We start from the raw sequence: 26,263 nt of genomic DNA on the forward strand, positions 1-26,263 counted from the left end.
CCCTGTTCCTCGGCACCGCCTGCACCACCCGCGGGAGCGTGACGCCCGGCCCCGCCGAGGCGGCGGCCCCGCCCGCCGAGCCCTTCCGCGCCCAGGTGGTCGGGGTTCAGTGGATGAATCCCCTCGTGCGCCGGGATTACCCGACCGAATGGCAGCTGCTGTGGGTGCAGCTTACTCAGTCGAGCCCGGCGAGGCGCCGGCTCTCCTTGGGGGCGCGGAAAATCAGGGGCTTGGTGGATGTCGGCCCCGTGTCGGCCTGGGCGATGGCGGCGGCGACCTGCCCGTGGTGGGGGCTCTTCGGGCACACCGGGTCGGCGGCGTCGGGGTCGGCGGCGAGCAGGTAGGCCTGGCAGCGGCAGCCGCCGTAGTCCTTCTCCTTGTCGTCGCAGCTGGCGCAGGGCTCCTTCATCCAGCCGGTGCCGCGGTAGTGGTTGAAGCCCTCGGACTCGAACCAGATGTGGCGCAGGCCGTGCTCGCGCACGTTGGGGAAGTCGAGGCCGGGCAGCATCCGCGCGGTGTGGCAGGGCAGCGCGGTGCCGTCGGGCGTTACGGTGAGGAAGACGTTGCCCCAGCCATTCATGCACTTCTTGGGCTTGCCCTCGTGGTAGTCGGGCACCACGAAGAGGATGCGCATGCGGTCGGCGAGGCGGGCCTTCCATTCGTCGGTGACGGCCTCGGCGCGGCGCAGCTGCTCGCGGGACGGCATCAGCTGGTCGCGGTTGAGCAGCGCCCACGAGTAATACTGGGCGTTGGCCAGCTCCAGGTATTCGGCGCCGAGGGCGTCGGCCATCTCGATGATGCGGCCGATGTGCTCGATGTTGAGGCGGTGGATGACGACGTTCATCACCATCGGCCAGCCGCGCGCCTTGATCATCTCGCCGACCCGCTGCTTGAGCTCGAAGGTGCGGGTGTGGGTGAGGAAGTCGTTGATCTCGCGGGTGGAGTCCTGGAAGGACAGCTGGATGTGGTCGAGCCCGGCGGCCTTGAAGGCGTCCAGCCGGGCCTCGGTGAGGCCGACGCCGGAGGTGATCAGGTTGGTGTAATAACCCAGTCGGCGGGCCTCGGCGATGAGGATTTCCAGGTCGTCCCGCAGCAGCGGCTCGCCGCCCGAGAAGCCGCACTGCACGGCGCCCAGCTCGCGGCCTTCGCGCAGCACGCGCAGCCAGTCGGCGGTGGAGAGTTCATCCTCGTGGCGGGCGAAGTCCACCGGGTTGTAGCAGAACACGCAGTGCAGCGGGCAGCGGTAGGTGAGCTCGGCCAGCAGCCACATGGGGGGGCCGACAGTGGTGACGGAAGGGGCGGGGGCGTTCATGGGGTGGGCGCCTCGAGGCGCAGCCAGCGCTTGTCCACCGCCATCGCCACGAAGGCCTCGACCTCGGGCCGCAGGCCGCTGGTGGCGAAGGCCTGCTCCAGCTCGGCCACGATGGCGGCGATGTCGTGGCTGCCGTCGCAGCGGGCCAGGATCTCGCCGGCGCTGCGGTTGAGCTTGATCATCCCTTCCGGGTAGAGCAGCACGTGGCAGTCCTGGGCCGGCTCCCACTGGAAGCGGAAACCGTGGGCGAGGCGCGGCGTGCCGTCCATCAGGCGGCCCTCCGTTCGGTGGTGGCCTCGGCGGTGACGCCGCTTGTGCCGTAGTGCTGGCCCATCACGTCGTTCATCGACCACAGGATGTCGAGCTTGAAGCGCAGGATCTGCACCGCGCGCTCCTGCATCGGGCGGGTGCGGAAGTGGTTCAGGGTGACCTGCAGGCCCTGCTCCACGTCGCGCGGGGCCTGGCTGGTGCGGTTGCGGAAATATTGCAGGCCGTCGGGCTCGATCCACGGGTAATGCTCGGGCCAGGTGGCGAGGCGCTGGCGGTGGATGGCCGGCGCGAACAGCTCGGTGAGGGACGAGCACACCGCCTCCTGCCACGGTGCGCGGCGGGCGAAGTTGACGTAGGCATCCACCGCGAAGCGCACGCCGGGCAGCACGTGGCGCAGGTCGATGATCTCGGCGCGGGTCAGGCCGACGGCTTCGCCGAGGCGCAGCCAGGCCTCGATGCCGCCGGCGTCGATGAATTTCTCGCCGCCGGGCAGGCCGTACTCGAAGCCGTCGTGGTCGAGGATGCGCTGCACCCAGCCGCGGCGCACCTCCCGGTCGGGGCAGTTGGCCATGATCGCGGCGTCCTTCACCGGGATGGCGATCTGGTAGTAGTAGCGGTTGGCCACCCAGCCGCGGATCTGCTCCGGCGTGGCGCGGCCGGTGTTGAGCATCACGTTGAAGGGGTGGTGGATGTGGTACGACTTGCCGTTCTCGCGCAGCTGGGCTTCGAACTCGTCGCGGCTCCAGGCCGGGCGGCCGTCGTCGGCGTCGATGGATTCGGCAAGGATGTCGGCTCGGATCATGGGGGCTCCCGTCAGAGGTCGATGCGCCAGCCGTCCTCGGCCACCTCGATGCCGCGCCGGGTGAGTTCGGCACGCTCGGGGGAGTCCTCGTCGAGGATGGGGTTGGTGTTGTTGATGTGGATGAGGATCTTGCGGATGTGGCCGGGCAGCTCGCCCAGCCAGTCCAGCATGCCGCCGGCGCCGGACTGGGGCAGGTGGCCGATGTCGCGGGCGGTCTTGGTGGACAGGCCGGCGGCGATCATCTCTTCGTCGGTCCAGAAGGTGCCGTCCACCATCACGCAGTCGGCCTCAAGCATGCGGGCGAAGACCTCCGGCGTGCGGGCGCCCAGGCCGGGGGCGTAGAACAGTTTGCGGCCGCTGGCCTGGTCGGTGATGGTGACGCCGATGTTGTCGCCGTCCACCGAGGCCTCCCGGTGCGGCGAGTAGGGGGCGGCCTTGCTCGACAGCGGCAGCGCCGAGAAGTCGAGTCCCGGCACGCCCGGCATCACGAAGGGCGCGCCGTCCAGCGGCACCGGGTGGCGGTCGACCCCGCAGTAGTGGCCGAGCACGTTGAGCACCGGGTTGCCGGTGGTGAGGTCTTCATGGACCGGGTCGGTGCACCACAGGGCCATCGGGGTCTTCTGCTCGCGCAGCATGAAGAGGCCGGTGGCGTGGTCGATCTGGCCATCCACCAGCAGGATGCCGCCGATGCCGGTGTCGCGCAGGCGGCGGGCCGGCTGGAGTTCGGGGGTGGCCTTGATCTGCTGCAGGATGTCGGGCGAGGCGTTGAGCAGGGCCCAGTCGGCGCTGCCGTCGGCGGCGACGCAGATCGACGACTGGGTGCGCGGCCGGGCGCGGACGCTGCCGCTGCGCACGCCGGCGCAGTTGCGGCAGTTGCAGTTCCACTGGGGGAAGCCGCCGCCGGCGGCGGCGCCGAGGATGATGAGTCTCATGATGTATGGTGGTGCGCTGCCACCCGCGGGGGGTGTCGCGGGTGACTTGGCGCCGGCGCTTAGCGGGCGGCGATGTACATCGTGATTTCGAAGCCGAAGCGGAAGTCACAGGCGGTCGGGGTTTCCCATTGCATGGCAGTCTCCTTGGTGTGGTGGATGTTCGCCCGGCGCGATGGCGTCGGGCTGGTTTCCACTATCCCACCCGACCCCGGGCGCATCTTCTGGATAAGCATGAAAAGCCGCTCATGATTTTCATGGGGCGCGCCGCGGGGGCGGGCCGTTAGAATCGGCCGATGACGACGCCCTTCGCCCCCGCCGAGGCTTTCCGCACCCGCTGGCTGCCGGCGGCGGGCGGCCACCGGCTGTTCGTCGCCGAGTACGGGTGCCCGGACGGGGTGCCGGTGCTGGTGCTCCATGGTGGCCCCGGCTCGGGGGGCTCGCCGCGGCTGGCCGGCCTGTTCGATCCGGCCCGCTGTCGGGTCATCGTGCCAGACCAACGCGGCGCCGGGCGCAGCGAGCCGGCGGGCGCCACCCGGGCCAACACCACCGCCGACCTGCTCGCCGACATCGAACGGATCCGGGCCGCGCTGGGGCTTGAGCGCTGGTTCGTCACCGGCGGTTCGTGGGGCGCCACGCTGGGCATCCTGCATGCCGCGGCGCAGCCGGCGCGGGTCGCTGGCCTGCTGCTGCGCAGCCCCTTCCTCGCCCGGCGGGCGGATCTCGACCACTTCTTCGGCGGCGCCCGCCACCGCTACCCCGCCGCCTGGCGGGCCTGGGCGGCGCTGGGCGCGCCGGAGGCGGCCGGGGCGATGCTGCCGTGGCTGGCCGACGCCTTTAGCGGGCGCGACGCGGCGCAGGCCGCGCCCTGGGTGCAGGCCTGGCAGCACTGGGAATGCGCGCTGGCCGGTACCCAGACTGGGGCTGCGGCGGGCCGCCCCGGCGAGGCGGAGATCGCGACCCTGTTCCGGCGCTACCGGCTGCAACTGCACTACTTCAGCCGCGATTGCTTCCTGGCGCCCGACGCGGTGCTGTACGCGGCCGAGGCGCTGGTCGCCGCCCGGGTGCCCCTGCGGGTGGTGCAGGGCCTCGCCGACGGCGTCTGCCCGCCGGAGGCGACCCGCTTGCTGGCGGCCCGGCTGCCGGCGGACGCCTGCCGTTGGGTGGCGGACGTCGGCCACGACCCCTTCGCGCCGGCGATGCGGGCGGCGTCCCACGCCGCGTGGTCGGAGCTGCTGGCGCTGGCGCGCCCGTACGGTCTCCCCTGACGACCCGGGCTGAAGCCCCGCCTGCGGCCGGGGTTTACTCGATTGCGCTACGCCGTGAGAATCGCGACATTGTGTCAGTGGCATTAAATGATGTTGATCAAGTCGAAAGTGTTCGCGCCCCAGTCCGACCCGCGCCTGAAGGCGGGGGACGAGGCCGAGCGGCAGATGGCCTTCCTCCTCGACCGGCGTTTCGAAGACCGCGACGACGTCTTCGTGCTCCACGACCTGCGCATCCAGAAGGGCAAATACGCCTTCCAGATCGATCACCTGATCGTGACCCGCTACGGCATTGCGCTGATCGAATCGAAGAGCATCCACAGCAAGGTGTCGATCACCCGCCACGACGAGCGGCGGGAGCACTGGAGCCGCGAGTTCCGCGGCCGGGAGGAGGGGATCCCCTCGCCGGTGCGCCAGGTGCAGGAGCAGGCCCGGCTGCTGCGGGAGTACCTGCGCGAGAACGCCGGCCAGGTCCTCGGCAAGCTGCTGGGGCTGCTCCAGAAGGGCTTCGGATATTGCCCCTTCGACACCTATGTCGGGGTGTCCACCTCGGCGGTGTTCAAGCTGGCCCGGGGAACCCGCCTGCCCGAGCATGTGTACAAGGCCGACGAGGTGGCGCCGGAGATCGACCTGCAGCTCCAGGCCCGGGCCAAGGGCGACTCCCTCCTCAAGCTGGCGGAGGCGCCGTGGTCGATGTCGAAGGCGGAGGCCCTGGCCACCGCGCGCTTCCTGCTCGCCCATGACACGCCGCGGGCCCGGCCAACGCTCCAGGAGCCGGCGCCCGCCGCCGACGCAGTGGCCCCCGTTGCACCGGCGACACCGGTCGCGATGCCGGCAGTGCCCGCCGCGCCCCAGCCCGGCAGCCTGTGCCCGGCCTGCGGGGCGCACCCCCTGGCCACGGCGGTGGCCGGGCCGGTGAAGGCCGACGGCAGCCGCGACCGCTACCTGGCCTGCCTCGGGAACAAGGATGGCAGCTGCAGCTGGAAGATGCCGGTCGAGCCGGCCCGGGTGGCCGAGGCGCCGGCGGAGTACACGGTCGCCGCCGCAGTGGCGCCGCCGTCCCCGGAGGGCGAGGCCCCTGCGCAACCCGCCGCGGCCCCGCGCTACTTCTGCTTCGAGTGTCGGGTTTCGATCCCCAAGGAGGTGGCCAGATTCTGCTGGGATCGCAAGGAGCGTTTCGGCGGCAAGGCCTATTGCCGCAGCTGCCAGACCCGCTTCAAGCCCCGCCGGGCGGCGGCCGGCACCTCCGAAGCCGGGGCCTGAGCCGCGGGTGCTACGAAAGCCGTTCCGGGGTTGAAGCCGCGGCAATGGCCCGAAATGCGCGGGCCCGGCGCCGGATCGCCCGTGCCAGCTCGGGCCTGCCTCGCCGGTATCGGCGAACTGCGGGCCCCGCCGGCGGCCGGGCAGGGTCAGCCACTGGGCCTGTTTGCACGGCGGCATATCTCATTGAAATAAAAGGGAGAGCTGTAAGAAAAATTTCATTCCAGCCGGTCAGGGGGGGCGCCGATAACCGCGCCACGCCCGGGTTGTGCGCCGCAACAACCCCGGCGCCTCCCTCGACCTGACCGACTGGAAAGACCCGCCATGAGCATCCGACGCCATCTCCTCCTGCTGATCGCGATCACCGCCACCCTGTTGCTGTCGGTGGGCGTCGTCGGCGGGGTGTACCTGAAGCGCAATGCCGACCTGATCCACGCCCTCACCGACGATTCCCTGCCCGGCGCGCTCGCCGCCGCCAACCTGGGCGCCCACCTCAAGGAGATGCAGATTCTCCTCACCGAAGCCGTCCATGCCCCCACCCCGGTGCTCGGGGCGCGGGCCCGGGAGGAGGTGCTGCGCCAGCGTGGGCTGCTGCTCGGCGAGCTCAAGACCCAGTACGCGAGCGCCCGCTCCGACGCCGAGATCGGCCTCCTGAAGCAGGCCGAAGAGAGCCTGGGCAACTACCAGGCCGCCATGGACGAGACGCTGGCCCTCGTCGAGGCGGGCCAGCGGGACCTGGCCACCGCCAGCCTGTACGCCAACGTGGCCGAGTACCAGCAGGAGCTGCAGCAGATCCTCGAGACGCTGCGCATCGAGAAGCTGCGCGTCAAGGACCGCTCGGTGGCGGCGGTCAATGACGGCTTCAGCCAGACCGCCCGGGCGCTGGCGCTGGCCGGCGGCGCGACACTGGTGGTGCTGTTCGGGCTGGTTTTCCGGCTGCACCGCAACATCGTGCGGCCGCTGCGCTCGATGGAGGCCACGATGGCGGCGATCGCCACCTCCCTCGACTTCACCCAGCGGGTGCCGGTTGGCCGCGACGACGAGATCGGCCAGTCGGTGCGGGCCTTCAATGCCCTGATCGACACCCTCCAGGCCAGCCTGGGGGAGATGATCGGGATCATCCGCAGCAACGAGACGGCCTCCATCGAGATGCACCAGTCGGCGGGAGCGATGGCGTTGATCGCCTCGGAGGGCAGCCGGCACGCGACGGCCATCCAGTCGGCGGTGGAGTCCATCCAGGCGCACATCCAGGACATCGACCTGGGCACCCGCCAGGCCGGCGAGATCACCCAGGCGTCGAGCCAGGAGGCGACACGCAACAGCGCGGTGATCCGCGAGACGGCGAACCGCATCGGCTCGCTGGCCACGCGCATCGACTCGGCGTCGGACCGCGTGTTCGCCCTCGCCGAGGCGGTGGGGGCGATCAAGGGCGTGGTGTCGGAGATCCGCCAGATCGCCGACCAGACCAACCTGCTGGCCCTCAACGCCGCCATCGAGGCCGCCCGGGCCGGCGAAGCGGGGCGCGGCTTCGCCGTCGTCGCCGACGAGGTCCGCAAGCTGGCCGAGCGCTCGGCCGACGCCACCGAGCTGATCCACCAGCACCTCAGCGCCATCCACGGGACGTCCCTCGAATCCACCGAGCTGATGCGCCAGGTGATGGCCGAGATGCGCGACAGCATGGCCCTCTCCCGGACCACCGGCGAGGCCATCGAGCGCATCGAGAGCGCCGCCGGTGAGGTCATCGAGGTGGTGGAGGGCATCACCCGGCTCGTCGATATCGGGCAATCCTCCAGCCGGGAGATCGCCAGCCAGATCGGCCACATCGACGGCCTCTTGAGCCAGGCCAACTCCGCCGCGCGTCACACCAAGTCGGCCGCCGACACCATCCGGGCGATCTCCCAGGACATGGCGCGGGTGGTGGACCGCTTTCAGGTGGGGGGCGCCCGGGCCGCCAGCCCGGGCCTCCGCGGGACCGTCGATCTGTTTTGAGCCGTGCCGGGAACCCGGCCCGCTCAGCCGTGGCCTTCCCGCTCCCCGACGCCGAGGAGCTCCTCGACCCGCAGCAGCGCCGAGTCGTCCTTGACGACGCTGCGCAGCCATTCGTGCAGCGACATGCTGCCCCAGCGGGCGGCTTTCTCGGCGAGGTAGGCGACCGGGCTGTGGGGTTCGGTGCGGCGGAAGAAGGCAGCGATCTCTTCGAGCTGGCGGAGCGCCTCGTCGCGGTTGCGCGGCGGGCCGCCGGCGGAGGTGGGGATCCCGGCGTGGGGCCTGATGTCGGCGCTGGCGTCGGGTAGCGCTGCGGTGCGGGCGGCGGCCGGTTGCGGAGCGGTCGTGCCCGGAGCGTGGCGGCGGTGGCTGCGGGTGACGTCGTCGAGCGCGTCGAAGGCCGGCCCGAAGGCCGGGGCGGCGTCGCCGAGGCGGGCGTCGAGGAGGGCCCGCAGGGCCTCGAGGGCCGCGTGCAGACGTTCGGCGTCGCGCAGGCCGTCGGTAAAAAAGCGGGGCGGGGTGTCCCGCACGGCGGCCTCGAAGGCGTCGAGGGTGAGGCGCGGGGCGCTGCCGTCGGCGGCCTCCGGGTCGGCCCCGGTGCCGCGGCTGGCGGCGCGGGCGGCTTCGAGGTCGGCCAGGGTGTGGCGGCGGCCGGGGGCGTCGGTCAGGGGGATCTCGCGCAGCAGCCGGGTGGTCTGGGCGAGCAGCCAGTCGAGGGCGCCGATGCGCTGTTCGAGGTCGCCGTCGTCGGGCTGGGGGTGGAGGTCGCTCCAGAAGGCTTCGCACAGACCGGCGGTGAGGGCGTGGCCGTCGGCCAGCCCGGCGAGGCCGCGGCTGCGGCCGAGGGCCTCGGTGAGCCATCCGGCGACGCGGAGGTCTTTGGTGTCGTGGGCCAGCAGGGCCTCGCAGCGCCGGATGACGCCGGGCCAGTCGGCCTCCTTGAGCTCGGTGACCCACTCGCCCTGGGCCAGGCTGGGGTCGTCGGCGCGGCGGGCCTCCTGGATCGCGTCGAAGGCTGCCGAGAAGCTCAGGTCGTTGCCGCAGGGGGCGTGGGGGAAGGGTAGGGCTTGGAGCAGGCTGGCGTGGTCCATGGTGTTCGCGTCGAATGTCGATGGCCTATTTTAATGGCATTCGACGGCGGTCGGGTGCGCGCCGGCCTGCGGGCTCAGCCCTCCCGCGGGGGCAGGCCGTCCAGCCAGTGCTGCAGCGCGGCGGCGGCCTGCGGCCACTGGGGGTCGAGCATCAGCATGTGGCCGGCGCGGTCGATGGTGACCGGCCGGGCGCGCCAGGGCAGCGCGGTGAAGAACAGCATCGAGGCCGGGAACACCGCGTCGTGGCTGCCGCCCATCACGAAGGCCGGCAGCCGCGGGGTGCGGGGGGCCGGCGTGAAGGGCAGGGCGACCATCTCGGCGACGGCCTGGTCGGATTCGTTGCCGATCATCGGCATGAACTGCAGGGTGTCCTCGGGCCGCATGTCGGGCGAGAAATACACGCTGGCCATCACCTTCAGGGTGTTGGCGGTGGGCTTGCCGGCGATCACATTGGGGATCTCGGTGAAGAAATCCGGCTGCTGCAGCGCCAGCCGGCTGGCGGAGCCACCGGTGCCGGTGGGCGGGACCGGCGATAGCAGCGCCACGCCGGCGGCGCTGTCGGCCGGGGCGCCGGACAGGTAGTGGCGGATCACCAGGGTGCCCATGGAGTGGCCGATCAGCACCGGCCGGGCCGGCAGCTCGCCCACCGCGTGGGCGACGTCGTGGGCGTAGTCGCGGATGCCGAAGTGGTGCAGGCGCTCGTGGCCCGCGCTCTCGCCGTGGCCGGAGAGGTCGAGGGCGTGGCAGTCGTAGCCCTTCTGCTGGAAGTAGGGGATGAAGTTGTGCTCCCAGCAGCGGGAGTTGGTGTAGCCGCAGTGCACGAAGAGCAGCGGCGGGCGTTGGCTGTGGTGGGGCGCGGGGTGGTGGTGGATCTTGAGGCGGCGGGCGGTCATGGCGAGAGAAGGCGCGGAGGCTGTCGGGATGAAGGTTGAAGGCCCGGTTTTGGCAGCGGGCCGATCGTCGAGTTCCGGCCCAACCTTACCTCCGCCGCCGCCCCGGGAAAAGTCGGGTAAGCCGCAGCCGTCGCGCCGCCTCAGTAGCCCAGCGCCCGCCCGATGAAGTTGCGCGGCACCCGGGTGCGCGGCACCTTCATGTCGAACCAGCTGCGCACGTCCTGGTCGAGCCCGATGCCGTGCATGTAGTTGTAGAGGGCCTTGTTGAGGGCCACGCCGAGGGCGTCGTGGTCCACGCCGGTGGGGTCGATGAAGCCGACGTCGTTCTTCGCGAAGCTGATCGGCGGCAGCGGCTTGAGGCGCACGCCGTAGTCCTCGGGCTTCTGGCCGACCGGCGAATGCACGGTGCACACGAAGCGGTGGAAGAAGCCCGACTGGATGCAGCCGGCGTCGAAGAGCTGGCGCACGTATTCGAGGGCGTCCACGGTGTCCTGCACGGTCTGCGTGGGGAAGCCGTACATCAGGTAGGCATGCACCAGGATGCCGGCGTCGGAGAAGCCCTTGGTGACCCGCGCCACCTGGTCCACCGAGACGCCCTTCTGCATCAGCTTGAGCAGGCGGTCGGAAGCCACTTCGAGGCCGCCCGAGATGGCGATGCAGCCGCTGTCGGCGAGCTGGCGGCACAGCTCGGGGGTGAAGGACTTCTCGAAGCGGATGTTGCCCCACCAGCTGATGCTGCGGCCGCGGCGGGCGAGCTCCTCGGCCATCGCCTTCAGCATCTTGGGCGGGGCGGCCTCGTCGACAAAATGGAAGCCGGTCTGGCCGGTCTCGGCCACCACCGCCTCGATGCGGTCCACCAGCAGCCCGGCGCCGACGGCGTCGTAGCGGCCGATGTAGTCGAGGCTCACGTCGCAGAAGCTGCACTTCTTCCAGTAGCAGCCGTGGGCCACGGTGAGCTTGTTCCAGCGCCCGTCGGACCACAGCCGGTGCATCGGGTTGAGCATGTCGAGGATCGACAGGTAGCCGTCCAGCGGCAGCCCGTCCCACGTGGGCGTGCCGACCTCGGCGAAGGGGATGTCGGGCTCGGCGAGGTTGATGTAGCGCACCACGCCGCTGTTGGCGTCACCCTCGCGCAGGTAGGTGCGCACCAGGCGCGACTTGCCGCGCTGGCCGGCCAGGTGTTCGAGCAGCGCCAGCAGCGGGCGCTCGCCGTCGTCGAGGGTGATGAAGTCGAAGTGGTCGAACACGCGCGGCTCGGTGAGCTCGCGGAGCTCGGTGTTCACGAAGCCGCCGCCGAGCACCGTGACGATTGCCGGGTTGGCCGCCTTGATGGTCTGGGCGATGCGGAAGGCGGCATACACCGAGCCCGGAAACGGCACCGACAGCAGCACCACCTGGGGCTGGTGGCGGGCCAGGGATTCCAGCGTGAGGCGGCGCAGGGTGTCGTCCACCAGCGTTGGCGGGGCGGCGAGGGCGCGGGCCAGCGGCTCGAAGGTCGGCTGGGCCATCGCCAGGGATTCGGCGTAGCGCACGAACTCGAAGCGCGGGTCGGCGGCCTCGCGCAGCACGTCGGCGAGGTCGTTGAGGTAGAGCGTGGCCAGGTGGCGGGCCTTGTCCTGCACCCCCAGCGCGCCGAAGGCCCAGGCCAGCGGGTCGCCGCCTTCCGGGTCGTAGTACACGTCCAGCGATGCGAAACGCGGCCCCTCGGGCAGCAGCATGCGGCCGGCGATGCGGTGGGCGAGGGTCGGGTCGCGGCCCTGCAGGAAGGCCAGCGCCGGCCCGATGGTGGCCCGGTAGCGGTCGAATTCGGCGTCGAACTGGGCCAGCGTGGCCGAGCGTTTCTTGGGCGGGATGGCGCGCAGCTTGTCGCGCAGGGCGTCGAGCCCGGCCGGCGAGAAGAGCTCCAGCACCAACCGGAGGGCCAGGTCGTCCTGGCGGGCGTCCACGCCGCGGGAGCGCAGGAAGCCGGTGAGGTAGGCGGTGGACGGATAGGGCGTGTTGAGCTGCGTCATCGGCGGGATGAGTGACAGCACGCGGGGCGCGGTGAGGGGGGCAGTCATGCGGCAGGCCGGCGGCGGACGGGGCGCCAATGATAACGGATCGCCGCGGCGGGTTCCGGGGCCGGTTTGGCCAGACCCATGGCATGCCCGGATGGGCTTTCTGGCCTGCACTTCCGGGTGTCGGTGTGGCCCCCGCAGGCCCCGTGCGCCGGCGTCAAACCCCAACTGGAGCGTCCCATGAAAGACTACCGCGCCACCTTCGATTTCAGCGATGCCGACTGGGCCGCCGTCGACAAGGCCCTGGCCGTGCTGGAGGACAAGTTCAGCCGCCTCCGCGAGATCACCCCCGAGGACCTGGCCTGGCAGATTCCCTTCTCGACCCGCGCCGAGGCCTTCTGCCGCAAGGCCGTCGACGTGATGGTGAAGGAGCGCGACGTGCTCATCGATACCGACGTGGACCTGGACGAGATCCGCGGCGATCTGCTCAGCATCGACGAGCTGCGCCCGCGCATCGGCCGCCTCGCGGCCCTCCTCGACAAATGCCGCCACAACGAGGGCTGGCTGGCGCGCTATCTGTACCTGGGCTGCATCGACGGTTACGTGGCCTTCGACCACGCCGGGCGGGCAGCGTCGATGAGGGCGCTGTACGACGCCATCTCGTAGCGGACGCCGGGCCTCGCGCTGCCGCTGGTGGATTTCGACGGCGCCGGCCTGAAGCTCGACCCGGATGCGGGCTAGCCGCTGCAGGCCCGCCGGTGGGCGCGGTAGGCCAGCCCGGCGGCGCAGCTCGCCAGCCCGCAGGCCACCAGCGTGCCGCGCACCCCGAAGGCCTGGGCCAGGCTGCCCACCGCGAAGCTCCCCAGCGGCGCGAGGCCCAGGAAGGCCATCGTGAACAGCGCCATCACGCGGCCGCGGAAGTCGTTGTCCACCGCCGTCTGGATCAGCGTGTTGCTGCCTGCCACGCACAGCAGGATCGCAAAGCCCAGCACCAGCAGCGCCGGCACGCTCAGCCACAGGCTCTCCGACAGCGCGAACACCGCCAGCGCCACGCCTACCAGCGGGGCCATCCGCCCCACCAGCGCGCCGAGCCCGGCGGTATCGGCGCGCAGCGCCAGCAGCACCGCGCCGCCCAGGGCACCGCAGCCGGCGGTGCCCATGAGCAGGCCATACAGGCGCGCGTCGCCGCCGAAGATTTCCCGGGCGAACAGCGGCATCAGCACCGTGTAGGGCGTGGCCAGCACGCTCAGGCTGGCGATCAGCAGCAGCGAGGCGCGGATGCGCCGGTGGCCGGCGGCATAGGCCACGCCTTCCCGCAGGGCCTGCAGCGGCCGCGCCGCCGGCTTGCGGGGGCCGGCGCCGGGCAGGCGGATCGCCAGCAGCGCCAGCAGTACCGCCAGGTAGGAGGCCGCGTTGAGCAGGAAGCACAGGGCCTCGCCGGCGGTCGCCACCACCCAGCCGGCCAGCGCCGGGCCGACGAAGCGGGTCGCGTGCATCATGAAGGAGTTGAGGGCGATGGCGTTGGGCAGGTCGTCCCTGTCGTTCACCAGCTGCACCACGATGGCCTGCCGCGCCGGCACGTCGAGGGCGTTGATGCAGCCGAGGCCGAAGGCCAGCGCGACGAGGTGCGCGGGCGTCGCCACGCCCTGCCACACCAGCCCGGCCAGCAGCAGCGCCTGAAGCATCGACAGGGCCTGGGTGAGGATCAGCAGGCGGCGGCGGTCGAAGCGGTCGATGAGCACCCCGCCGAAGGGGCTCAGCACCAGGATCGGGATCTGGCTCGCGAAGCCCACCACCCCCAGCACCAGCGCCGAGCCGGTGAGCCGGTAGGCCAGCCACACCATCGCGATCTGCTGCATCCAGGTGCCCGCCAGGGACACCAGCTGGCCGGCGAAGTAGATGCGGTAGTTGCGGGAGGCGAGGGCGCGAAGGGCGGGGGGCATGGGGGCGGGGTGTACGGTGCGGCCGCTACGGTAGCCCGGCGCGGCGGCGGAGGGAAGGGGCGGCTTGTTTGCCCCGGGGCGGTGGCCTCCGGGCGGAGTCTGGCGCGGAGAGCCTGACGGCGAAAGCCGTCTTCGACCCCGCCCCCGGCGCCGCTCAGGTGGAATCGACAGCCCCGTCGTCTGGGCATATAGGCCATCAAATTCACCCGAAATATCCGGACAGCGCTGGCCCGGCCAGCTTTTTGACTCGACGCTGCGGATGGTCGGTCGGCGTCCGGGGCTCGGCCGAGAAATAGTGGAACATTGAGGGCCGGGGGGCGACTATGGCGGCCCATCGTTTTTCTGCCTGGGGTCGGAGGATGTGTCTGGGATATGTGGTTGATCGTCCAGTTAACTCAGGTACTCCATTGCCATTGCTTTGTGCTCTTTGATTCGATCCTGCGAATAAGTAAGGGTGTAGTAATTTGCAAGGCACCATTCGTAGTAGTTTTCTATTTTTTCTTTGAGTTGGTTTCGAATGGCGTCCTTTGGGTTGAACCACTTATACCAAATATATGGCAATGGTTTTGTGGGGCTTGGTGCGAACATTCGGGCTGATTGATCTACATATATTCCGAACGGAGGCGCGTTTCTTTCGCCTTGGCTGGCCGCTATCACAGGTATTCCAAATAGCAAGGATTCTTTTATTGTTTTGTTTTCGCTGAGTGCTAAGTTGACTTTCTTTGTGATGTGCTTGCCATGCACGACGGGGCCGTAGGCAATTGCTGCCTTGGGAATAAAACGGTGCTGGTTTTCGCTGGCTTCTATAAATTCTTGGGATGGCTTTTTGAATACTTTCCTCAAAAAATTTAGCATGGACTGCTTTGATGGCGTTGTAATGTACATGCCGTCAATCATGGGGTATAGCTGCTCTGTCCCGTCAATAGAATCCAAAATAGCTGCATGTAGCCGGCAGATATAATTTGCCGCCATTTCAAGAGAATGTCCCATTATGGACTTTGTTCCCATGAGATCTATCCAGCAAACATATTCGTTTTCTCCGGAGCTTATAGGTCTTGCATTTACGTATATGGTTTTTCTTTGTTTGTTTGTTTCTTTTGGCACTGTGAATTCCTTGCTGGATATAGCGTTGGAAGCAGGGGTGCACTCCTTGCGGTGCGTCCGTATTGATTTAGGTAGGTGGCAGGCCAAATACGGCAGGTAGTTGTTACTTCTTACCACTATTGCCTTGGTCGCGAACAGCATACGCATAAGCACAAACAGCTGAGGATCAGTTTTTTATCCGTCTTGAGTTAAATGCTACACCATTTTTCAGCGCACGCGGCATCCACCGAGAGGGGCGCGGGCCGCAGTCGTCCAACTTGAGCGGCGTCATCCCTGCAAGCTCCTTTCATGGTCATGTCCTATTTTCTCGGTATTCAATCACGTGTACTATCCCCGGGCTGCCATTAGCATCGCCCGCGGATTTCCGTGGCATGTGGCAGCAAGCCCACAACGATCAGGAGTGTTGCCATGAAACAGAATCTCGTCTCCCTCGAATTCAGTGCGGCCCAGCTCGAGGCCGTGGATGCGGCCCTGGCGGCGCTCGAGAAGAACCTCGCCGAGCTGGTCACCCTTACCGCCGAGCAGCGCCGCAAGGCCTTGAAGATGGGGGACGGGTCCGAGGTGTTCTGCCGCCAGACCGAGCTGGTGCTGCGCCAGAACGCCGGTATGGTGCCGGCCGACTTCGAGCTGGCCGAGTTCCAGCAGGACATCGCCACCCTCGATGCGCTGCGGCCGCGCCTGCAGCGTCTGCGCGCGCTCACCGACCGCGCCGACGACACCGAGCTGGCGCTGGGCAGCGACATCCTGAGCGCGTCCCTCGACGGTTATGCGCTGACCAAGGTCTTCGGCAAGGGCACCAGCCTGGACACCCTCAAGGAGGCGATGAAGACCCGCCTGTCCCGCAAGCCGCGCAAACCGGCCAGCCCCGAGGCCTGAGCGGCCTGTTCAGGGCCTGCCCCGCGCCGGGGCCGGGCTGTCTGCAGTGGCCGGCAGGCCCGGCCGATCCCCCGCGCGGCCCAACTTCCCCGGCCCTGTGCTCCGTCGATCTTCCCGCCCGCCCGGCCGATCACTCCGGAGGCCCGAGTGAGCGCTTCGTGCGCCCGGCCGACCACGCCGGAATCCCAGCCGACCCCTTCGCCCGCCCAATCGATCACGCCGGAGGTCCGACCGAGCATTTCCGGGAGGGTATGCCCTACTCCCTGAAGTGCTCGCGAGGACGAAATTCGGGCAAGGGCTGGGCAAAACCTACAGGGCAGCCCTATCCGCCGGATAGGCGCGTGGGCATTTGAGGTGCTCGCGAGCGGCCCGGCGACAGGGTTGCATACTCCGCCGGACAGGCGCCCGCCGCATCGAACTGCCCACGGGACGGCTTCCGGGCTGCTCGGGAGCACTTCGAGGAGTGGGCACGACAGTCCCCGGGATAGACGCGAGTCCCTCGCGGACAGGCGGGTGGGATGTATCCGGGGTCGGGAGCGCTGGTGGGATGGGCGTGCGGTGCGCCGGCACCTACCCCTGTCCCGTCAACGTGGGCGTGTAGATCAGATGGAGGTTCGCCCGCGCCCGCCTCGCCCTCACTTCTGCCCGGCGTCGAAGCTGAGGTCGTAATACAGATCACCCAGTGACAGCATCACCCCGATCAAGGGCATCTCGATCTGGGATTCCATGCCGATGATCACCTGGCTGTCCCAGGCGCCTGCAGCGTTGCGGAAGTAGAACCGGACGCGCGGCCGTTTGATCGACACGAGGAGGATGTATTGCATGGAGGGAAGCGACTTGTATTCCTCCAGCTTGTCGATCGCATCGACCATGCCGGTGCTGGGGGATTCCACTTCAATGACCAGCGTCGGCTTGGCGGCCTCCCGGGAGGTGCCGGCGGGGTCTCCGCAATCCACGCTCAGGTCCGGATAGCGAACCTGATGAGTCGAGATCTTGACGGCGATATCGGCGGAGCGGGGGCGGCAGGGCTTGCCCAGCAACTGGTTACCGATGAGCCGGCTCGCATTCATGACGACCGTGTCGTGGGCAATCGTCGCCCCGGCCATGAGCAGCGGCTGCCCATCGACCAGCTCATACCGTTCGCTCTGGGACTCGAGCCATGCATAGAACTCGTCGGCGCTCATCAAACGTGGAATCAGTTGCTCCTGCCCCATGCGTAACTCTCCCTGAACGCAAGCCATGTCACCGAAGCATTGTAATGCCTGATCTGCCCCTGGCCGGGGCTGCCGCCCGCCCTCAGCGCACGAACGCCACTTCCCCCATCACGTGCGTCGCCACCACGCAGCGTTCGTCGCCGAGCATCATCAGCGCGAACAGGCGTTCGGCGAGGGTCTGGCAGCGTTCCATGCGCCAGGCGAGTTCGGGGGTGGCGGCCCAGTCGAGGGCGATGAAGTCGGCTTCGCGGCCGGGCTGGAAGCTGCCGATGCAGTCGTCGAGGTAGAGCGCCCGGGCGCCGCCGAGGGTGGCGAGGTAGAAGCCGCGCAGGGCCGGCAGCGGTGCGCCGAGGGCCTGGCCGACCTCGTAGGCCTGGGCGAGGCTGCGCAGCAGGCTGAAGCCGGTGCCGGCGCCGATGTCGGTGGCCAGGCCGACGCGCAGCCCGGCCTCGCGGCTGGCATCCAGGTTGAAGAAGCCGCTGCCGAGGAACAGGTTGGAGCCCGGGCAGAAGGCCGCCGCGGCACCGCCGGCGGCCAGGCTGCGGCGCTCGGCGGCGTCGAGGTGGATGCAGTGGGCGTGCAGGCTGCGCGGGCCGGCGAGGCCGTAGTGCTGGTAGACGTCCAGGTAGCTGCCGCGCGTGGGGAAGAGCTGCCTCACCCAGTCGAGCTCGCAGGGGTTTTCGGCGAGGTGGGTCTGCAGGTGCAGGCCCGGCTGGCTGTTCAGCAGCTCGCCGCACAGGCGCAGCTGCTCGGGGCTGGAGGTGGGGGCGAAGCGCGGGGTGAGGCTGTAGCGCAGCCGGCCGCGGCCGTGCCAGCGTTCGATGAGGCGCAGGCTGTCGGCCATGCCGCCGGCGGCGGTGTCGCGCAGGTCGGGCGGGCAGTTGCGGTCCATCAGCACCTTGCCGCACAGCATGCGCAGGCCGCGGGCCTCGGCGGCGGCGAAGAAGGCGTCCACCGAATGGGGATGGACGGTGGCGAACACCGAGGCGGTGGTGGTGCCGTGGGCGAGCAGCCGATCCACGACGAAGGCGGCGCTGCGTTCGGCCTCGGAGGCGTCGGCGAAGCGGGCTTCGGCGGGGAATACGTAGTCGTTCAGCCAGTCGAGCAGCTGGCGTCCGTAGCTGGCGATCACGCCGGCCTGGGGGTAGTGCAGGTGGCAGTCCACGAAGCCCGGCAGCACCAGGTGGCCGCGGTAGTCGTGGACGGTGGCGGACTCGCCCACCCCGGGCGGCAGCGCGGCCGTGAGGGCGGCCCAGGGGCCGGCGGCCTGGATGCGGCCGTCGCGTATCCACAGGCCGCCGTCGTCGAAGAACTGCCACGCGGCGGGGTCGTCGCCCATGCCCGGGTCGGCCAGGAAGTGCAGCAGCTGGCCGCGGACGAGGCGGTTGGAGACGATGCTCATCGGGCGTTCACGGCCGCGGCAGCGACGACAGGGGCGGCGCCGCGGGGGGCGGATGGGCGGCGTGGTCGATGGCCCGCCGGGCCTCGCGCACCTGCTGGAGCTGGGCTGCCACCGCGAGGGCGATCACCGCCGGGTGCTTGCCCTCGATGCCGGGGATGCCGATCGGGCAGCTGAGGTCGGCGAGGCGGTCGGGGTCCAGGCCGCGGATCACGAGCTGCCGCGTGAAGTTGCTGCGCTTGGAGGCCGAGCCGATCAGCCCCAGCCAGGCGAAGTCGCGCCGCGCGAAGATCGCCTCGCACAGGGCGAAGTCCAGCGGGTGGCTGTGGGTCATCACCAGGAAGTAGCTGCCCGGTGGCGCGGCGCGCACTTCGGCCTCGGGGCTGTCGGTGGTGATGGCCTGGACGCCGGCCGGGAGCTCGGCGGGGAAGATGTCGTCCCGGGTGTCGACCCAGCTGATGCGGGCGCCGAGGGGGGCGAGGGCGCGCACGACGGCCTCGCCCACGTGGCCGGCGCCGAACAGGGTGACGGGAAAGTCGATGCCGCCGACGAGGTGGGTGAGCGTCCAGCGGGCCCCGTCGGCGAGCAGGTGGGCGGTGGCGTGGGCGGGCCGGGCCACCACGCTCCAGCGGGAGGCCGCGTCGTCCACCGCCAGCTGGCGCCGCAGGCCCTGGCCCCGGGCCACCGCGTCGGCCCGGAGCCGCCAGTCGGCGGCGCTGTCGGGGGGGATGCGCTCCAGCACCAGCCAGACGATGCCGCCGCAGCACTGGCCCAGCGACGGGCCGAGGGCGAGGCGCACCAGACGCGGCGGGCCGGCGCTGTCGAGCAGCCCGCGGGCAGCGTCGCTGGCCAGCCACTCGAGCTGCCCGCCGCCGACGCTGCCGACCCCGGGCCCGCCGCCGACGAGCATCGTGGCGCCGGCCTCCCGGGGAGCGGAGCCGACGGTGTGGGCGACGGTGACGAGGACGGCGGCCTCGCCGGCGGCGAGCCGGGCGGCGAGGGCGGAGAGCCATTCGGTCATGGCAGGGGGCCTCCGTAAACCTGGAACCGGTGGTTGGACGCGCCCGAAGGTGCGTTCGCGCGGGTGTCTGACGCGAAGCGACAACGCCGCAGGCTGATGCCTGCAAGGCGGAGCGACAAAGCCAGGCGCCCGTGCGGACGTGCCAGCGGGCGTGTAGCGTGCTTTCCCGCTGTACACGTCACGAAGAAGGGTTCATGGTTGGGCTTCATATGGCCCTCAAGGCGGTGAAAAGCGGTCAACCGCCGTTTTCAGGTTTAGTGCGCGCAGGATCGCCTCGGGGGTGGCCGGGGCGTCGAGCTGCGGGCGGGCGCCGGGGCCGAGGGCGGCGGCCACCGCGTCGCGCAGCGCAAAGAAGGCCGACAGGGCCAGCATCAGCGGCGGCTCGCCGACGGCCTTGGAGCGGTGGATGGCGTCCTCGCGGTTGGGCTGGCCCCACAGGCTCACGTTGAAGACGGGTGGCAGGTCGGCGGCGGTGGGGATCTTGTAGGTGGCCGGAGAATGGGTAAGCAGCGCGCCGTCGGGGCCGAACACCAGCTCTTCGCTGGTCAGCCAGCCGAGGCCCTGGATGAAGCCGCCCTCGATCTGGCCGATGTCGATGGCCGGGTTGATCGAGCTGCCGGGGTCGTGAAGGATGTCGACGCGCAGCAGGCGGTGTTCGCCGGTGAGGGTGTCGATGGCCGCCTCGCTCAGCGCGGCGCCGTAGGCGAAGTAGTAGAAGGGCCGGCCGCGCATCACGCTGGCATCGTAGTCGAGCTTGGGGGTGGCGTAGAAGCCGGTGTCCCATAGCTGCACGCGGGCCATCCAGGCCTCCCGCGCCACCTGGGCGAAGGGGGCGTCGAAGCCGGCGGCGCGCACCCGGCCGGCAGCGAAGCGCACGTCGGCCGCGTCCACGCCCAGCCTGCCGGCGACGAAGGCCGCCAGCCGCCCGCGGATCGCCCGGCAGGCGGCCTGGGCGGCCTTGCCGTTGAGGTCGCTGCCCGACGAGGCGGCGGTGGCCGAGGTGTTGGGCACGCGGGTGGTGTCGGTGGCCGACAGGCGCACGTCGTCCATCGGCAGGCCGAATTCGGCGGCTACGATCTGACGCACCTTGGTGTACAGGCCCTGGCCCATCTCGGTGCCGTCGTGGCTGACCCGCACGCTACCGTCGGTGTACACATGCACCAGGGCGCCGGCCTGGTTGAGGAAGGTGTTGGTGAAGGAGATGCCGAACTTCACCGGCGTGAGCGCCAGCCCGCGCTTGAGTACCGGGCTCACGGCGTTGAAGGCGGCGATCTCGGCGCGGCGCTCGGCGTAGCTGGCATCGGCGGCCAGGCGGGCGACGAGGGGCGCGAGGGTGTCGTCCTCGACGCGCATCCCGTAGGGCGTGAGGTCGCGGCCGGGCCCGCCGTAGAAGTTGGCGCAGCGCACCGCCAGCGGGTCGAGGCCCCGGTGGCGGGCGATGTCGTCGAGCACTGATTCGATCGCGAACATCCCCTGGGGCCCGCCGAAGCCGCGGAAGGCGGTGTTGGAGACGGTGTGGGTGCGGCAGCGCAGGCTGCGGATGGCCACCGCGTCGAGGTAGTAGGCGTTGTCGGCGTGGAACATCGCCCGGTCGTTGATGGCCCCCGACAGGTCGGCCGAGAAGCCGCAGCGGGAGGCCAGCCGCAGACGCAGGCCGGTGAGGCGGCCGTCCGCCTCGAAGCCGGCGTCGTAGTCGATGCGGAAGTCGTGGCGCTTGCCGGTGGCGCGCATGTCGTCGTCGCGGTCGAGGCGCAGCTTGACCGGCCGCCCGCTGGCCTGGGCGAGCAGCGCGGCGAGGCAGGCCCACTGGGCGGACTGGGCCTCCTTGCCGCCGAAGCCGCCACCCATCCGGCGGCATTCGCAGCTCACCTGGTGCATCCGCCAGCCGAGGGCGCGGGCCACGGCGTGCTGCATCTCGGTGGGGTGCTGGGTGGAGCTGAGCAGGTGCAGGCTGTCGTCCTCGCGGGGAATCGCGCAGGCCACCTGGCCTTCGAGGTAGTAGTGCTCCTGGCCGCCCGTGCGCAGGGTGCCGGCGAGGCGGTGGGGCGCGGCCTGGAGGGCGGCCTCGACGTCGCCCCGGGCGAGTTCGGCGGGGGGCAGCACCTCGCTGCCGGCCTGGATGGCGTCGTCGACGGTCAGGATGGCTGGCAGGGCTTCGATCTGCACCACCGCCAGCCGCGCGGCGCGGCGGGCCTGCTCGCGGGTGTCGGCGGCGACGGCGAAGAGGGGCTGGCCGTGGAACAGGATCTCGCCGGTGGCCAGGATGGGGTCGTCGTGGACCACCGGGCCGCAGTCGTTGTCGCCGGGGATGTCGGCGGCGGTGATCACGGCCCGCACCCCGGGCGCCGCGCGGACGGCGGCGAGGTCGAGGCCGATCAGGCGGCCGTGGGCAACGGCGGACAGGCCGACCGCCGCGTGCAGCAGGCCGGCCGGCTCGGGCAGGTCGTCGGTGTAGGCGGCGCTACCGGCCACGTGCAGGTGGGCGCTCTCGTGGGGCAGGGGCTGGCCGATGGGGGGCGGGCGGTGTTCGGCGCTTGGGGTTGCGGCGCGCCCGGGGTGGGCGGCCGGGGTGAGTTCGGCGAGGCGCAGCGGCGTGGCGCCGCGGGTGTCGAGCCACAGCCGGTGCAGCAGGCCGGCGGCGGCCTGGTGGCGGTAGGCGGCGGAGGCGCGCAGGTCGTCGAGCGGGGTGAAGTCGGTGGCGAGGGCGGCGATGGCCGCCTCCACGGTGGCTTCGTTCCACGGCTGGCCGATGAGGGCCGCCTCGGTGGCGCGGGCCCGGGCGGGCGTCACGGCCATGCCGCCGAAGGCGATGCGCGCGTGGCCGACCCGGCCAGCGGCGAGGGTGAGGGCGAAGGCGCCGCACAGGGCGGAGATGTCCTGGTCGTGGCGCTTCGAGACCTTCCAGCAGCGGAAGATCCGGCCCGGCGGAGCGGGGGGCAGCTCGATGGCCTCGATGAATTCGCCGGGGGCGAGGGTGGTCTGCCGGTAGCCGGGGTAGAAATCCTCCAGGGGCAGCCGGCGCTGAGTGCCCCCTTGCCGCAGCACCAGCCGCGCGCCGGCGGCGATGAGGCCGGGCATGCTGTCGCCGATCGGCGAGCCGTTGGCGATGTTGCCGCCCAGGGTGCCGGCGTGGCGCACCGGCGGGCCGGCGAAGCGGCGGGCGATCTCGACCCAGCCGGGCTCGAGGGCGACCAGCGCGGCGAAGGCGTCGGCCAGGCTGGCGGCGGCGCCGATCACGATGCCGCCGTCGGGCCTGTGGGTGATGGCCTGCAGCTCGGGCACGGCCCCCAGCCACAGCAGGTCGCCCGGGTCGCGCAGGGCCTTGGTGATGGACAGGCCGAGGTCGGTGGCGCCGGCGACGAGGCGGGCATCCGGCGCGGCCAGCCGGGCGGCGGCGAGTTCGGCGAGGCTGCGCGGGGCGAGGAAGCGGCGGCCGCCGGCCCGGTAGTCGAGGGGCGGCAGCGCCGCCAGGGCGTCCAGCGCGGCGAGGACGGGAGCGCGGTCGAGGCGCGCCGGCGGCAGCCGGTAGGCGGCAGGCAGGGCGTCGAGGATGGGGCGGTAGCCGGTGCAGCGGCACAGGTTGCCGGCGAGGGCGTCGGTGATGGCCGCGCGGTCGGGGCAGGTGGGGTGGTTCTCGTAGAGGGCGAACAGGCCCATCGCGAAGCCGGGCGTGCAGAAGCCGCACTGGGAGCCGTGGCCGTCCGCCAGGGCCCGCTGGACCGGGTGCAGGCGGTCGGGGCCGGCGAGGGGGGCGAGGTCTTCGATGGTGAACAGCGCCTTGCCGTCGAGGGTGGGCAGCAGGCGGAGGCAGGCATTGACGGCCCGCAACTGCAGCGCGCCGCCGATGGCTTCGCCGATCACCACGCTGCAGGCGCCGCAGTCGCCTTCGGCGCAGCCTTCCTTGGTGCCGGTGGCGCGGATGTCCTCGCGCAGCCAGTCGAGCACCGTGCGGGACGGGGGGACGCCCGCGACCTGGCGTATCGCGCCGCGGAACCAGAACTGGATGGGGCGTTCGCTCATGGCGTGCAGCCGGGATGGGTGAGCCCGGATCTACCTGGACGCTTTCAACTTATCACATCGTCCGGCTCTCTGCTGCCGCACTGCGGGAAAGCCAGCGCAGCAGGGTGGTGTACAGCTCGTCGGTGGTGAAGGGCTTGGCGATGAAGTCGTCCATGCCGGCGCTGCGGCAGCGGGCGCGGTCTTCGGCGAAGGCGTTGGCGGTGATGGCGATGATGGGCCGGGTGGCGTAGCCCGGCAGGGCGCGGATGCGCCGGGCGGCCGTGAGGCCGTCCATGCGCGGCATCTGGAGGTCGGTGAGGATCAGGTCGTAGGGCTGGCGGGCGGCGAGCTCGACGGCCTCGACACCGTCGCAGGCCACGTCCACGTGCTGGAAGCATTCGGTGAGCAGCTCGAGGGCCACCTCGCGGTTGATCGGCTCGTCCTCGGCCAGCAGCAGGCGGCAGTGGCCATGGCGCTCGCGCAGCGCCACCTCGACCGGCGAGGGGGCGTCGGTGTCGGGGTGCCCGGTGTCGGGCGCGCTCTTGCGCAGGCGGGCGGTGAACCAGAAGCAGCTGCCGACGCCGGGGGTGCTGCTGGCGCCGGCCTGCCCGCCCATCAGCTCGGCCAGCTTGCGGGTGATCGCCAGGCCGAGGCCGGTGCCGCCGTGCCGGCGGGTCAGCGAGCCGTCGCCCTGCTCGAAGGGGGTGAACAGCCGCGGCAGCACGTCGGCGGCGATGCCGATGCCGGTGTCTTCGACCTCGAAGCGGACCAGCGCGCTCCCCGGCCCGTCCTCGGCGAGCCGGATGCGGATGCTCACCCGGCCGCGCTCGGTGAACTTGACCGCGTTGCCGGCGAAGTTGAGCAGGGCCTGCTGCAGGCGCAGGGCGTCGCCATGGAGCTGGGCGCTGACCGGCTGGATCTCGGTGCTGAGTTCGACCTGCCGCGCCCGCGCCCGCTCGGCGAGGATCGAGCAGACGTTGACGGCGATGGCCTCGAGGGTCAGTGGCTTGTCGGCCAGCACGAACTTGCCGGCCTCGATCTTGGAGAGGTCGAGGATGGTGTTGATGAGCTCCAGCAGGTGCTGCCCGGCCACCTCGATCTGCTGCAGGCGGCCTTGCTGCTTGTCGGTCAGCCCGCCGCGGCGCAGCAGGTGGGTCATGCCGATGATGGCGTTGAGCGGGGTGCGGATCTCGTGGGACATGTTGGCGAGGAACTCGCTCTTCATCTGCACCAGCCGTTCGGCCTCGTGGAGGGCCCGGCGCTGGGCCTCCTCGATGGCCTTGCGCTGGCGGATGTCGGTGAAGCTCACCACCGCGCCGACGATCTGCCCCTCCTGGAGCATCGGCCGGATCGCCGAGGCGACCGGCAGCGGGCTGCCGTCGGCGCACCAGAAGAGGTCGTCGTCGTTGTGCACCGGCTCTCCCCGGCTGAGGGCGGCGACCATCGGGCAGTCTTCCACCGGAAAATCGCTGCCGTCCGCGTGGTGGTGGTGGATGGTGGCGTGCACCGGCAGCCCGATCAGGCTGCCGGGCGGGTAGCCCAGCAGCTCGCCGGCGACCTCGTTGATGAAGGTGAAGCGCCCCTTTGCGTCCATGCCGTAGAGCCCGCCGGCGGCGCTCTCGAGGATCAGCCGGCTGTAGGCCTCGGCCTCCCGCAGGCGGGCGGTGCGCTCCTCGACCCGCTGTTCGAGCTGGTGGCGGTGGGCGTCGAGCTCGGCGTCGAGCCGGACGCGCTCGGAGATGTCCTCGAAGACCACCACCACGCCGATCGCCTGGCCCTGCTCCTGGATCCGGGCGGTGTGGTAGGACACCGGGAAGCCGCTGCCGTCCTTGCGATAGAAGTATTCGTGGGGCACGTGGCGGGCCTGGCCGTCCTGCAGGGTCTGGCAGATCGGGCACTGCGTCGGCAGTTTTGGCCGGCCGTCGCGCTCGCTGTGATGGATGAGCTCGTGCAGGGCCTGGCCGGTCAGCTCGCCCGGTTCGTAGCCGAGCTGGCGGAGGGCGACCGGGTTGATGAAGGTGGCGCGCCCTTCGAGGTCGAGACCGAAGATGCCCTCCGCGACGGACTCCAGCAACAGCTGGTTGTGGCTGCCCAGCCGGGCGGTTTCCGCGAGGGCGTCGGCGGTCTGCCGCAGGGTGTCGGCGAGCTGTTGCTGCTGCTCGATGTGGAAGACGTGCAGCACCCGGGTCATCGAGTAGGTGATCAGCAGCGCGCAGACGGCGCGAAAGACCTGTACCGGCAGGCCCAAGACGGCGAGGAAGTCGTCCTGGTTGAGCCAGGCGGCGGGGGGCCAGGGGGCCGCCGGCACGATCAGCCCGCCCAGCACCCCGTAGAGGGCGAAGGCCCCGCTGGCGAGCAGGCAGCTGCGCTGCACCGTGGTGAAGGCCTGCGTGGTGAGCTCGGGGCGGATGCGCCGGGTCGCATAGGCTTGCAGCCCGAGGGCCGACAGCATCGCCCCCGGAAAACCGTACAGGTAGCGCGACCAGATGCCCAGGTTGTCGAGGGTGTTACCGCCGGCGAAGGTGCCCGCCGTCACGCCGCCCAGCAGCAGCACGTGCATCCACCCGGACAGCAGGCGCTTTGGCCGCCCGGTGGGCCGGGCTGCGTACAGCATGCGCCGCCCGAACTCGTAGAGCATCACGTAGGAGGCGAGCAGCGTGAGCGGGCGGGCGACGACGAGGGCGGGGGCCTCGCCCCGCACGACCCGCCACAGGTCCATCCACTCCAGCGTGCCGTGGGCGAAGGCGAAGCCGGCCAGCCACAGGCTCAGCCGTGCGAACTCGAAGCGGCTGCCTTCCGTGGGCCGGATGACGATGGTGATGCCCAGAACCAGGAAGGCGAGGCCGTAGATGAGGAAGACGATATCCATGTCGTCGGAGCGTGGGCTCCGGAGCGGGGGCTC

20 protein-coding genes are annotated in these 26,263 nt (G+C 70.7%); 5 read left to right on the forward strand and 15 right to left on the reverse strand.

Features of this window, described 5'->3' with window-relative positions; translation table 11 throughout:
- Positions 1 to 175: 175 nt before the first annotated feature.
- From pqqE to pqqA, 5 genes are read right to left on the reverse strand one after another with little or no spacing between them, the layout of a single operon-like run.
- The gene (gene pqqE, locus ACE3OU_RS13655; RefSeq protein WP_374242103.1) at positions 176 to 1,312 is read right to left on the reverse strand and encodes a pyrroloquinoline quinone biosynthesis protein PqqE; all 1,137 of its coding nucleotides are present in this window, start codon (positions 1,310 to 1,312) and stop codon (positions 176 to 178) included.
- Positions 1,309 to 1,581 carry a pyrroloquinoline quinone biosynthesis peptide chaperone PqqD gene (gene pqqD, locus ACE3OU_RS13660; protein WP_374242104.1) on the reverse strand — a complete coding sequence of 91 codons (273 nt, stop codon included), beginning with the start codon at positions 1,579 to 1,581 and terminating at the stop codon, positions 1,309 to 1,311. The genes pqqE and pqqD overlap by 4 nt, the downstream gene beginning before the upstream one ends.
- Positions 1,581 to 2,384: a pyrroloquinoline-quinone synthase PqqC gene (gene pqqC, locus ACE3OU_RS13665; protein ID WP_374242105.1), complete on the reverse strand. Its 804-nt coding sequence runs from the start codon at positions 2,382 to 2,384 to the stop codon at positions 1,581 to 1,583. Before pqqC ends, pqqD begins: the two co-directional genes overlap by 1 nt.
- A gap of 11 nt (positions 2,385 to 2,395) precedes the next feature.
- Entirely contained in the window at positions 2,396 to 3,316 is a 921-nt protein-coding gene (gene pqqB, locus ACE3OU_RS13670) for a pyrroloquinoline quinone biosynthesis protein PqqB (protein ID WP_374242106.1), read from the reverse strand.
- 59 nt (positions 3,317 to 3,375) lie between these two features.
- Positions 3,376 to 3,549 carry a pyrroloquinoline quinone precursor peptide PqqA gene (pqqA, locus tag ACE3OU_RS13675; protein ID WP_374242107.1) on the reverse strand — a complete coding sequence of 58 codons (174 nt, stop codon included), beginning with the start codon at positions 3,547 to 3,549 and terminating at the stop codon, positions 3,376 to 3,378.
- Positions 3,550 to 3,609: 60 nt separating this feature from the next.
- Here pqqA and ACE3OU_RS13680 point away from each other — a divergent pair, with 60 nt between their 5' ends.
- The 3 genes from ACE3OU_RS13680 to ACE3OU_RS13690 all read left to right on the forward strand — a co-directional run bounded on the left by ACE3OU_RS13680 (position 3,610) and on the right by ACE3OU_RS13690 (position 7,827).
- Complete coding sequence (locus tag ACE3OU_RS13680; protein ID WP_374242108.1) at positions 3,610 to 4,581, forward strand: alpha/beta fold hydrolase; 972 nt, start codon at positions 3,610 to 3,612, stop codon at positions 4,579 to 4,581.
- An 87-nt stretch (positions 4,582 to 4,668) separates the two neighbouring features.
- Positions 4,669 to 5,841 carry a nuclease-related domain-containing protein gene (locus ACE3OU_RS13685; protein WP_374242109.1) on the forward strand — a complete coding sequence of 391 codons (1,173 nt, stop codon included), beginning with the start codon at positions 4,669 to 4,671 and terminating at the stop codon, positions 5,839 to 5,841.
- A gap of 321 nt (positions 5,842 to 6,162) precedes the next feature.
- On the forward strand, positions 6,163 to 7,827 hold the full coding sequence (locus tag ACE3OU_RS13690; protein WP_374242110.1) for a methyl-accepting chemotaxis protein: 1,665 nt from the start codon (positions 6,163 to 6,165) through the stop codon (positions 7,825 to 7,827).
- 23 nt (positions 7,828 to 7,850) lie between these two features.
- Here ACE3OU_RS13690 and tssA read toward each other — a convergent pair whose 3' ends face one another.
- The 3 genes from tssA to ACE3OU_RS13705 all read right to left on the reverse strand — a co-directional run bounded on the left by tssA (position 7,851) and on the right by ACE3OU_RS13705 (position 11,868).
- Positions 7,851 to 8,915 (reverse strand): type VI secretion system protein TssA, encoded by a 1,065-nt coding sequence (gene tssA / locus ACE3OU_RS13695; protein WP_374242111.1) that lies wholly within the window; start codon positions 8,913 to 8,915, stop codon positions 7,851 to 7,853.
- 74 nt (positions 8,916 to 8,989) lie between these two features.
- Entirely contained in the window at positions 8,990 to 9,808 is an 819-nt protein-coding gene (locus ACE3OU_RS13700; protein WP_374242112.1) for an alpha/beta hydrolase, read from the reverse strand.
- Positions 9,809 to 9,948: 140 nt separating this feature from the next.
- A complete protein-coding gene (locus tag ACE3OU_RS13705) occupies positions 9,949 to 11,868 on the reverse strand; it encodes a radical SAM protein (protein WP_374242113.1) in 1,920 nt (639 codons plus the stop codon).
- A gap of 177 nt (positions 11,869 to 12,045) precedes the next feature.
- On the opposite strand from ACE3OU_RS13705, the gene ACE3OU_RS13710 reads away from it, so the two are divergent.
- A complete protein-coding gene (locus tag ACE3OU_RS13710; protein ID WP_374242114.1) occupies positions 12,046 to 12,471 on the forward strand; it encodes a hypothetical protein in 426 nt (141 codons plus the stop codon).
- Between the two features lie 71 nt (positions 12,472 to 12,542).
- Here ACE3OU_RS13710 and ACE3OU_RS13715 read toward each other — a convergent pair whose 3' ends face one another.
- Together ACE3OU_RS13715 and ACE3OU_RS13720 are read right to left on the reverse strand one after the other, a co-directional pair.
- Positions 12,543 to 13,748 carry an MFS transporter gene (locus ACE3OU_RS13715; RefSeq protein WP_374242115.1) on the reverse strand — a complete coding sequence of 402 codons (1,206 nt, stop codon included), beginning with the start codon at positions 13,746 to 13,748 and terminating at the stop codon, positions 12,543 to 12,545.
- 390 nt (positions 13,749 to 14,138) lie between these two features.
- Positions 14,139 to 14,993 (reverse strand): hypothetical protein, encoded by an 855-nt coding sequence (locus ACE3OU_RS13720; RefSeq protein WP_374242116.1) that lies wholly within the window; start codon positions 14,991 to 14,993, stop codon positions 14,139 to 14,141.
- 267 nt (positions 14,994 to 15,260) lie between these two features.
- Here ACE3OU_RS13720 and ACE3OU_RS13725 point away from each other — a divergent pair, with 267 nt between their 5' ends.
- Entirely contained in the window at positions 15,261 to 15,728 is a 468-nt protein-coding gene (locus ACE3OU_RS13725) for a hypothetical protein (RefSeq protein ID WP_141351075.1), read from the forward strand.
- Positions 15,729 to 16,363: 635 nt separating this feature from the next.
- Here ACE3OU_RS13725 and ACE3OU_RS13730 read toward each other — a convergent pair.
- The 5 genes from ACE3OU_RS13730 to ACE3OU_RS13750 all read right to left on the reverse strand — a co-directional run bounded on the left by ACE3OU_RS13730 (position 16,364) and on the right by ACE3OU_RS13750 (position 26,230).
- Positions 16,364 to 16,942, reverse strand: coding sequence for a Uma2 family endonuclease (locus tag ACE3OU_RS13730; protein ID WP_170182922.1), 579 nt, complete (start codon positions 16,940 to 16,942; stop codon positions 16,364 to 16,366).
- Between the two features lie 82 nt (positions 16,943 to 17,024).
- Complete coding sequence (gene guaD, locus ACE3OU_RS13735) at positions 17,025 to 18,344, reverse strand: guanine deaminase (protein ID WP_374242117.1); 1,320 nt, start codon at positions 18,342 to 18,344, stop codon at positions 17,025 to 17,027.
- A gap of 7 nt (positions 18,345 to 18,351) precedes the next feature.
- The gene (gene xdhC, locus ACE3OU_RS13740) at positions 18,352 to 19,362 is read right to left on the reverse strand and encodes a xanthine dehydrogenase accessory protein XdhC (protein ID WP_374242118.1); all 1,011 of its coding nucleotides are present in this window, start codon (positions 19,360 to 19,362) and stop codon (positions 18,352 to 18,354) included.
- Between the two features lie 216 nt (positions 19,363 to 19,578).
- Positions 19,579 to 23,382: a xanthine dehydrogenase molybdopterin binding subunit gene (gene xdhB / locus ACE3OU_RS13745; protein ID WP_374242119.1), complete on the reverse strand. Its 3,804-nt coding sequence runs from the start codon at positions 23,380 to 23,382 to the stop codon at positions 19,579 to 19,581.
- 52 nt (positions 23,383 to 23,434) lie between these two features.
- Positions 23,435 to 26,230, reverse strand: coding sequence for a PAS domain S-box protein (locus tag ACE3OU_RS13750; protein WP_374242120.1), 2,796 nt, complete (start codon positions 26,228 to 26,230; stop codon positions 23,435 to 23,437).
- Positions 26,231 to 26,263 lie beyond the last annotated feature (33 nt).

The sequence above is a fragment of the Zoogloea sp. genome (assembly GCF_041908905.1).
Classification (GTDB): Bacteria; Pseudomonadota; Gammaproteobacteria; order Burkholderiales; family Rhodocyclaceae; genus Zoogloea.

Excerpts from the sequence above, each read along its gene's own strand:
- pqqE (WP_374242103.1), bottom strand. The coding sequence starts at position 1,312 with ATGAACGCCCCCGCCCCTTCCGTCACCACTGTCGGCCCCCCCATGTGG.
- pqqD (WP_374242104.1), bottom strand. The coding sequence starts at position 1,581 with ATGGACGGCACGCCGCGCCTCGCCCACGGTTTCCGCTTCCAGTGGGAG.
- pqqC (WP_374242105.1), bottom strand. The coding sequence starts at position 2,384 with ATGATCCGAGCCGACATCCTTGCCGAATCCATCGACGCCGACGACGGC.
- pqqB (WP_374242106.1), bottom strand. The coding sequence starts at position 3,316 with ATGAGACTCATCATCCTCGGCGCCGCCGCCGGCGGCGGCTTCCCCCAG.
- pqqA (WP_374242107.1), bottom strand. The coding sequence starts at position 3,549 with ATGCTTATCCAGAAGATGCGCCCGGGGTCGGGTGGGATAGTGGAAACC.
- ACE3OU_RS13680 (WP_374242108.1), top strand. The coding sequence starts at position 3,610 with ATGACGACGCCCTTCGCCCCCGCCGAGGCTTTCCGCACCCGCTGGCTG.
- ACE3OU_RS13685 (WP_374242109.1), top strand. The coding sequence starts at position 4,669 with ATGATGTTGATCAAGTCGAAAGTGTTCGCGCCCCAGTCCGACCCGCGC.
- ACE3OU_RS13690 (WP_374242110.1), top strand. The coding sequence starts at position 6,163 with ATGAGCATCCGACGCCATCTCCTCCTGCTGATCGCGATCACCGCCACC.
- tssA (WP_374242111.1), bottom strand. The coding sequence starts at position 8,915 with ATGGACCACGCCAGCCTGCTCCAAGCCCTACCCTTCCCCCACGCCCCC.
- ACE3OU_RS13700 (WP_374242112.1), bottom strand. The coding sequence starts at position 9,808 with ATGACCGCCCGCCGCCTCAAGATCCACCACCACCCCGCGCCCCACCAC.
- ACE3OU_RS13705 (WP_374242113.1), bottom strand. The coding sequence starts at position 11,868 with ATGACTGCCCCCCTCACCGCGCCCCGCGTGCTGTCACTCATCCCGCCG.
- ACE3OU_RS13710 (WP_374242114.1), top strand. The coding sequence starts at position 12,046 with ATGAAAGACTACCGCGCCACCTTCGATTTCAGCGATGCCGACTGGGCC.
- ACE3OU_RS13715 (WP_374242115.1), bottom strand. The coding sequence starts at position 13,748 with ATGCCCCCCGCCCTTCGCGCCCTCGCCTCCCGCAACTACCGCATCTAC.
- ACE3OU_RS13720 (WP_374242116.1), bottom strand. The coding sequence starts at position 14,993 with ATGCTGTTCGCGACCAAGGCAATAGTGGTAAGAAGTAACAACTACCTG.
- ACE3OU_RS13725 (WP_141351075.1), top strand. The coding sequence starts at position 15,261 with ATGAAACAGAATCTCGTCTCCCTCGAATTCAGTGCGGCCCAGCTCGAG.
- ACE3OU_RS13730 (WP_170182922.1), bottom strand. The coding sequence starts at position 16,942 with ATGGGGCAGGAGCAACTGATTCCACGTTTGATGAGCGCCGACGAGTTC.
- guaD (WP_374242117.1), bottom strand. The coding sequence starts at position 18,344 with ATGAGCATCGTCTCCAACCGCCTCGTCCGCGGCCAGCTGCTGCACTTC.
- xdhC (WP_374242118.1), bottom strand. The coding sequence starts at position 19,362 with ATGACCGAATGGCTCTCCGCCCTCGCCGCCCGGCTCGCCGCCGGCGAG.
- xdhB (WP_374242119.1), bottom strand. The coding sequence starts at position 23,382 with ATGAGCGAACGCCCCATCCAGTTCTGGTTCCGCGGCGCGATACGCCAG.
- ACE3OU_RS13750 (WP_374242120.1), bottom strand. The coding sequence starts at position 26,230 with ATGGATATCGTCTTCCTCATCTACGGCCTCGCCTTCCTGGTTCTGGGC.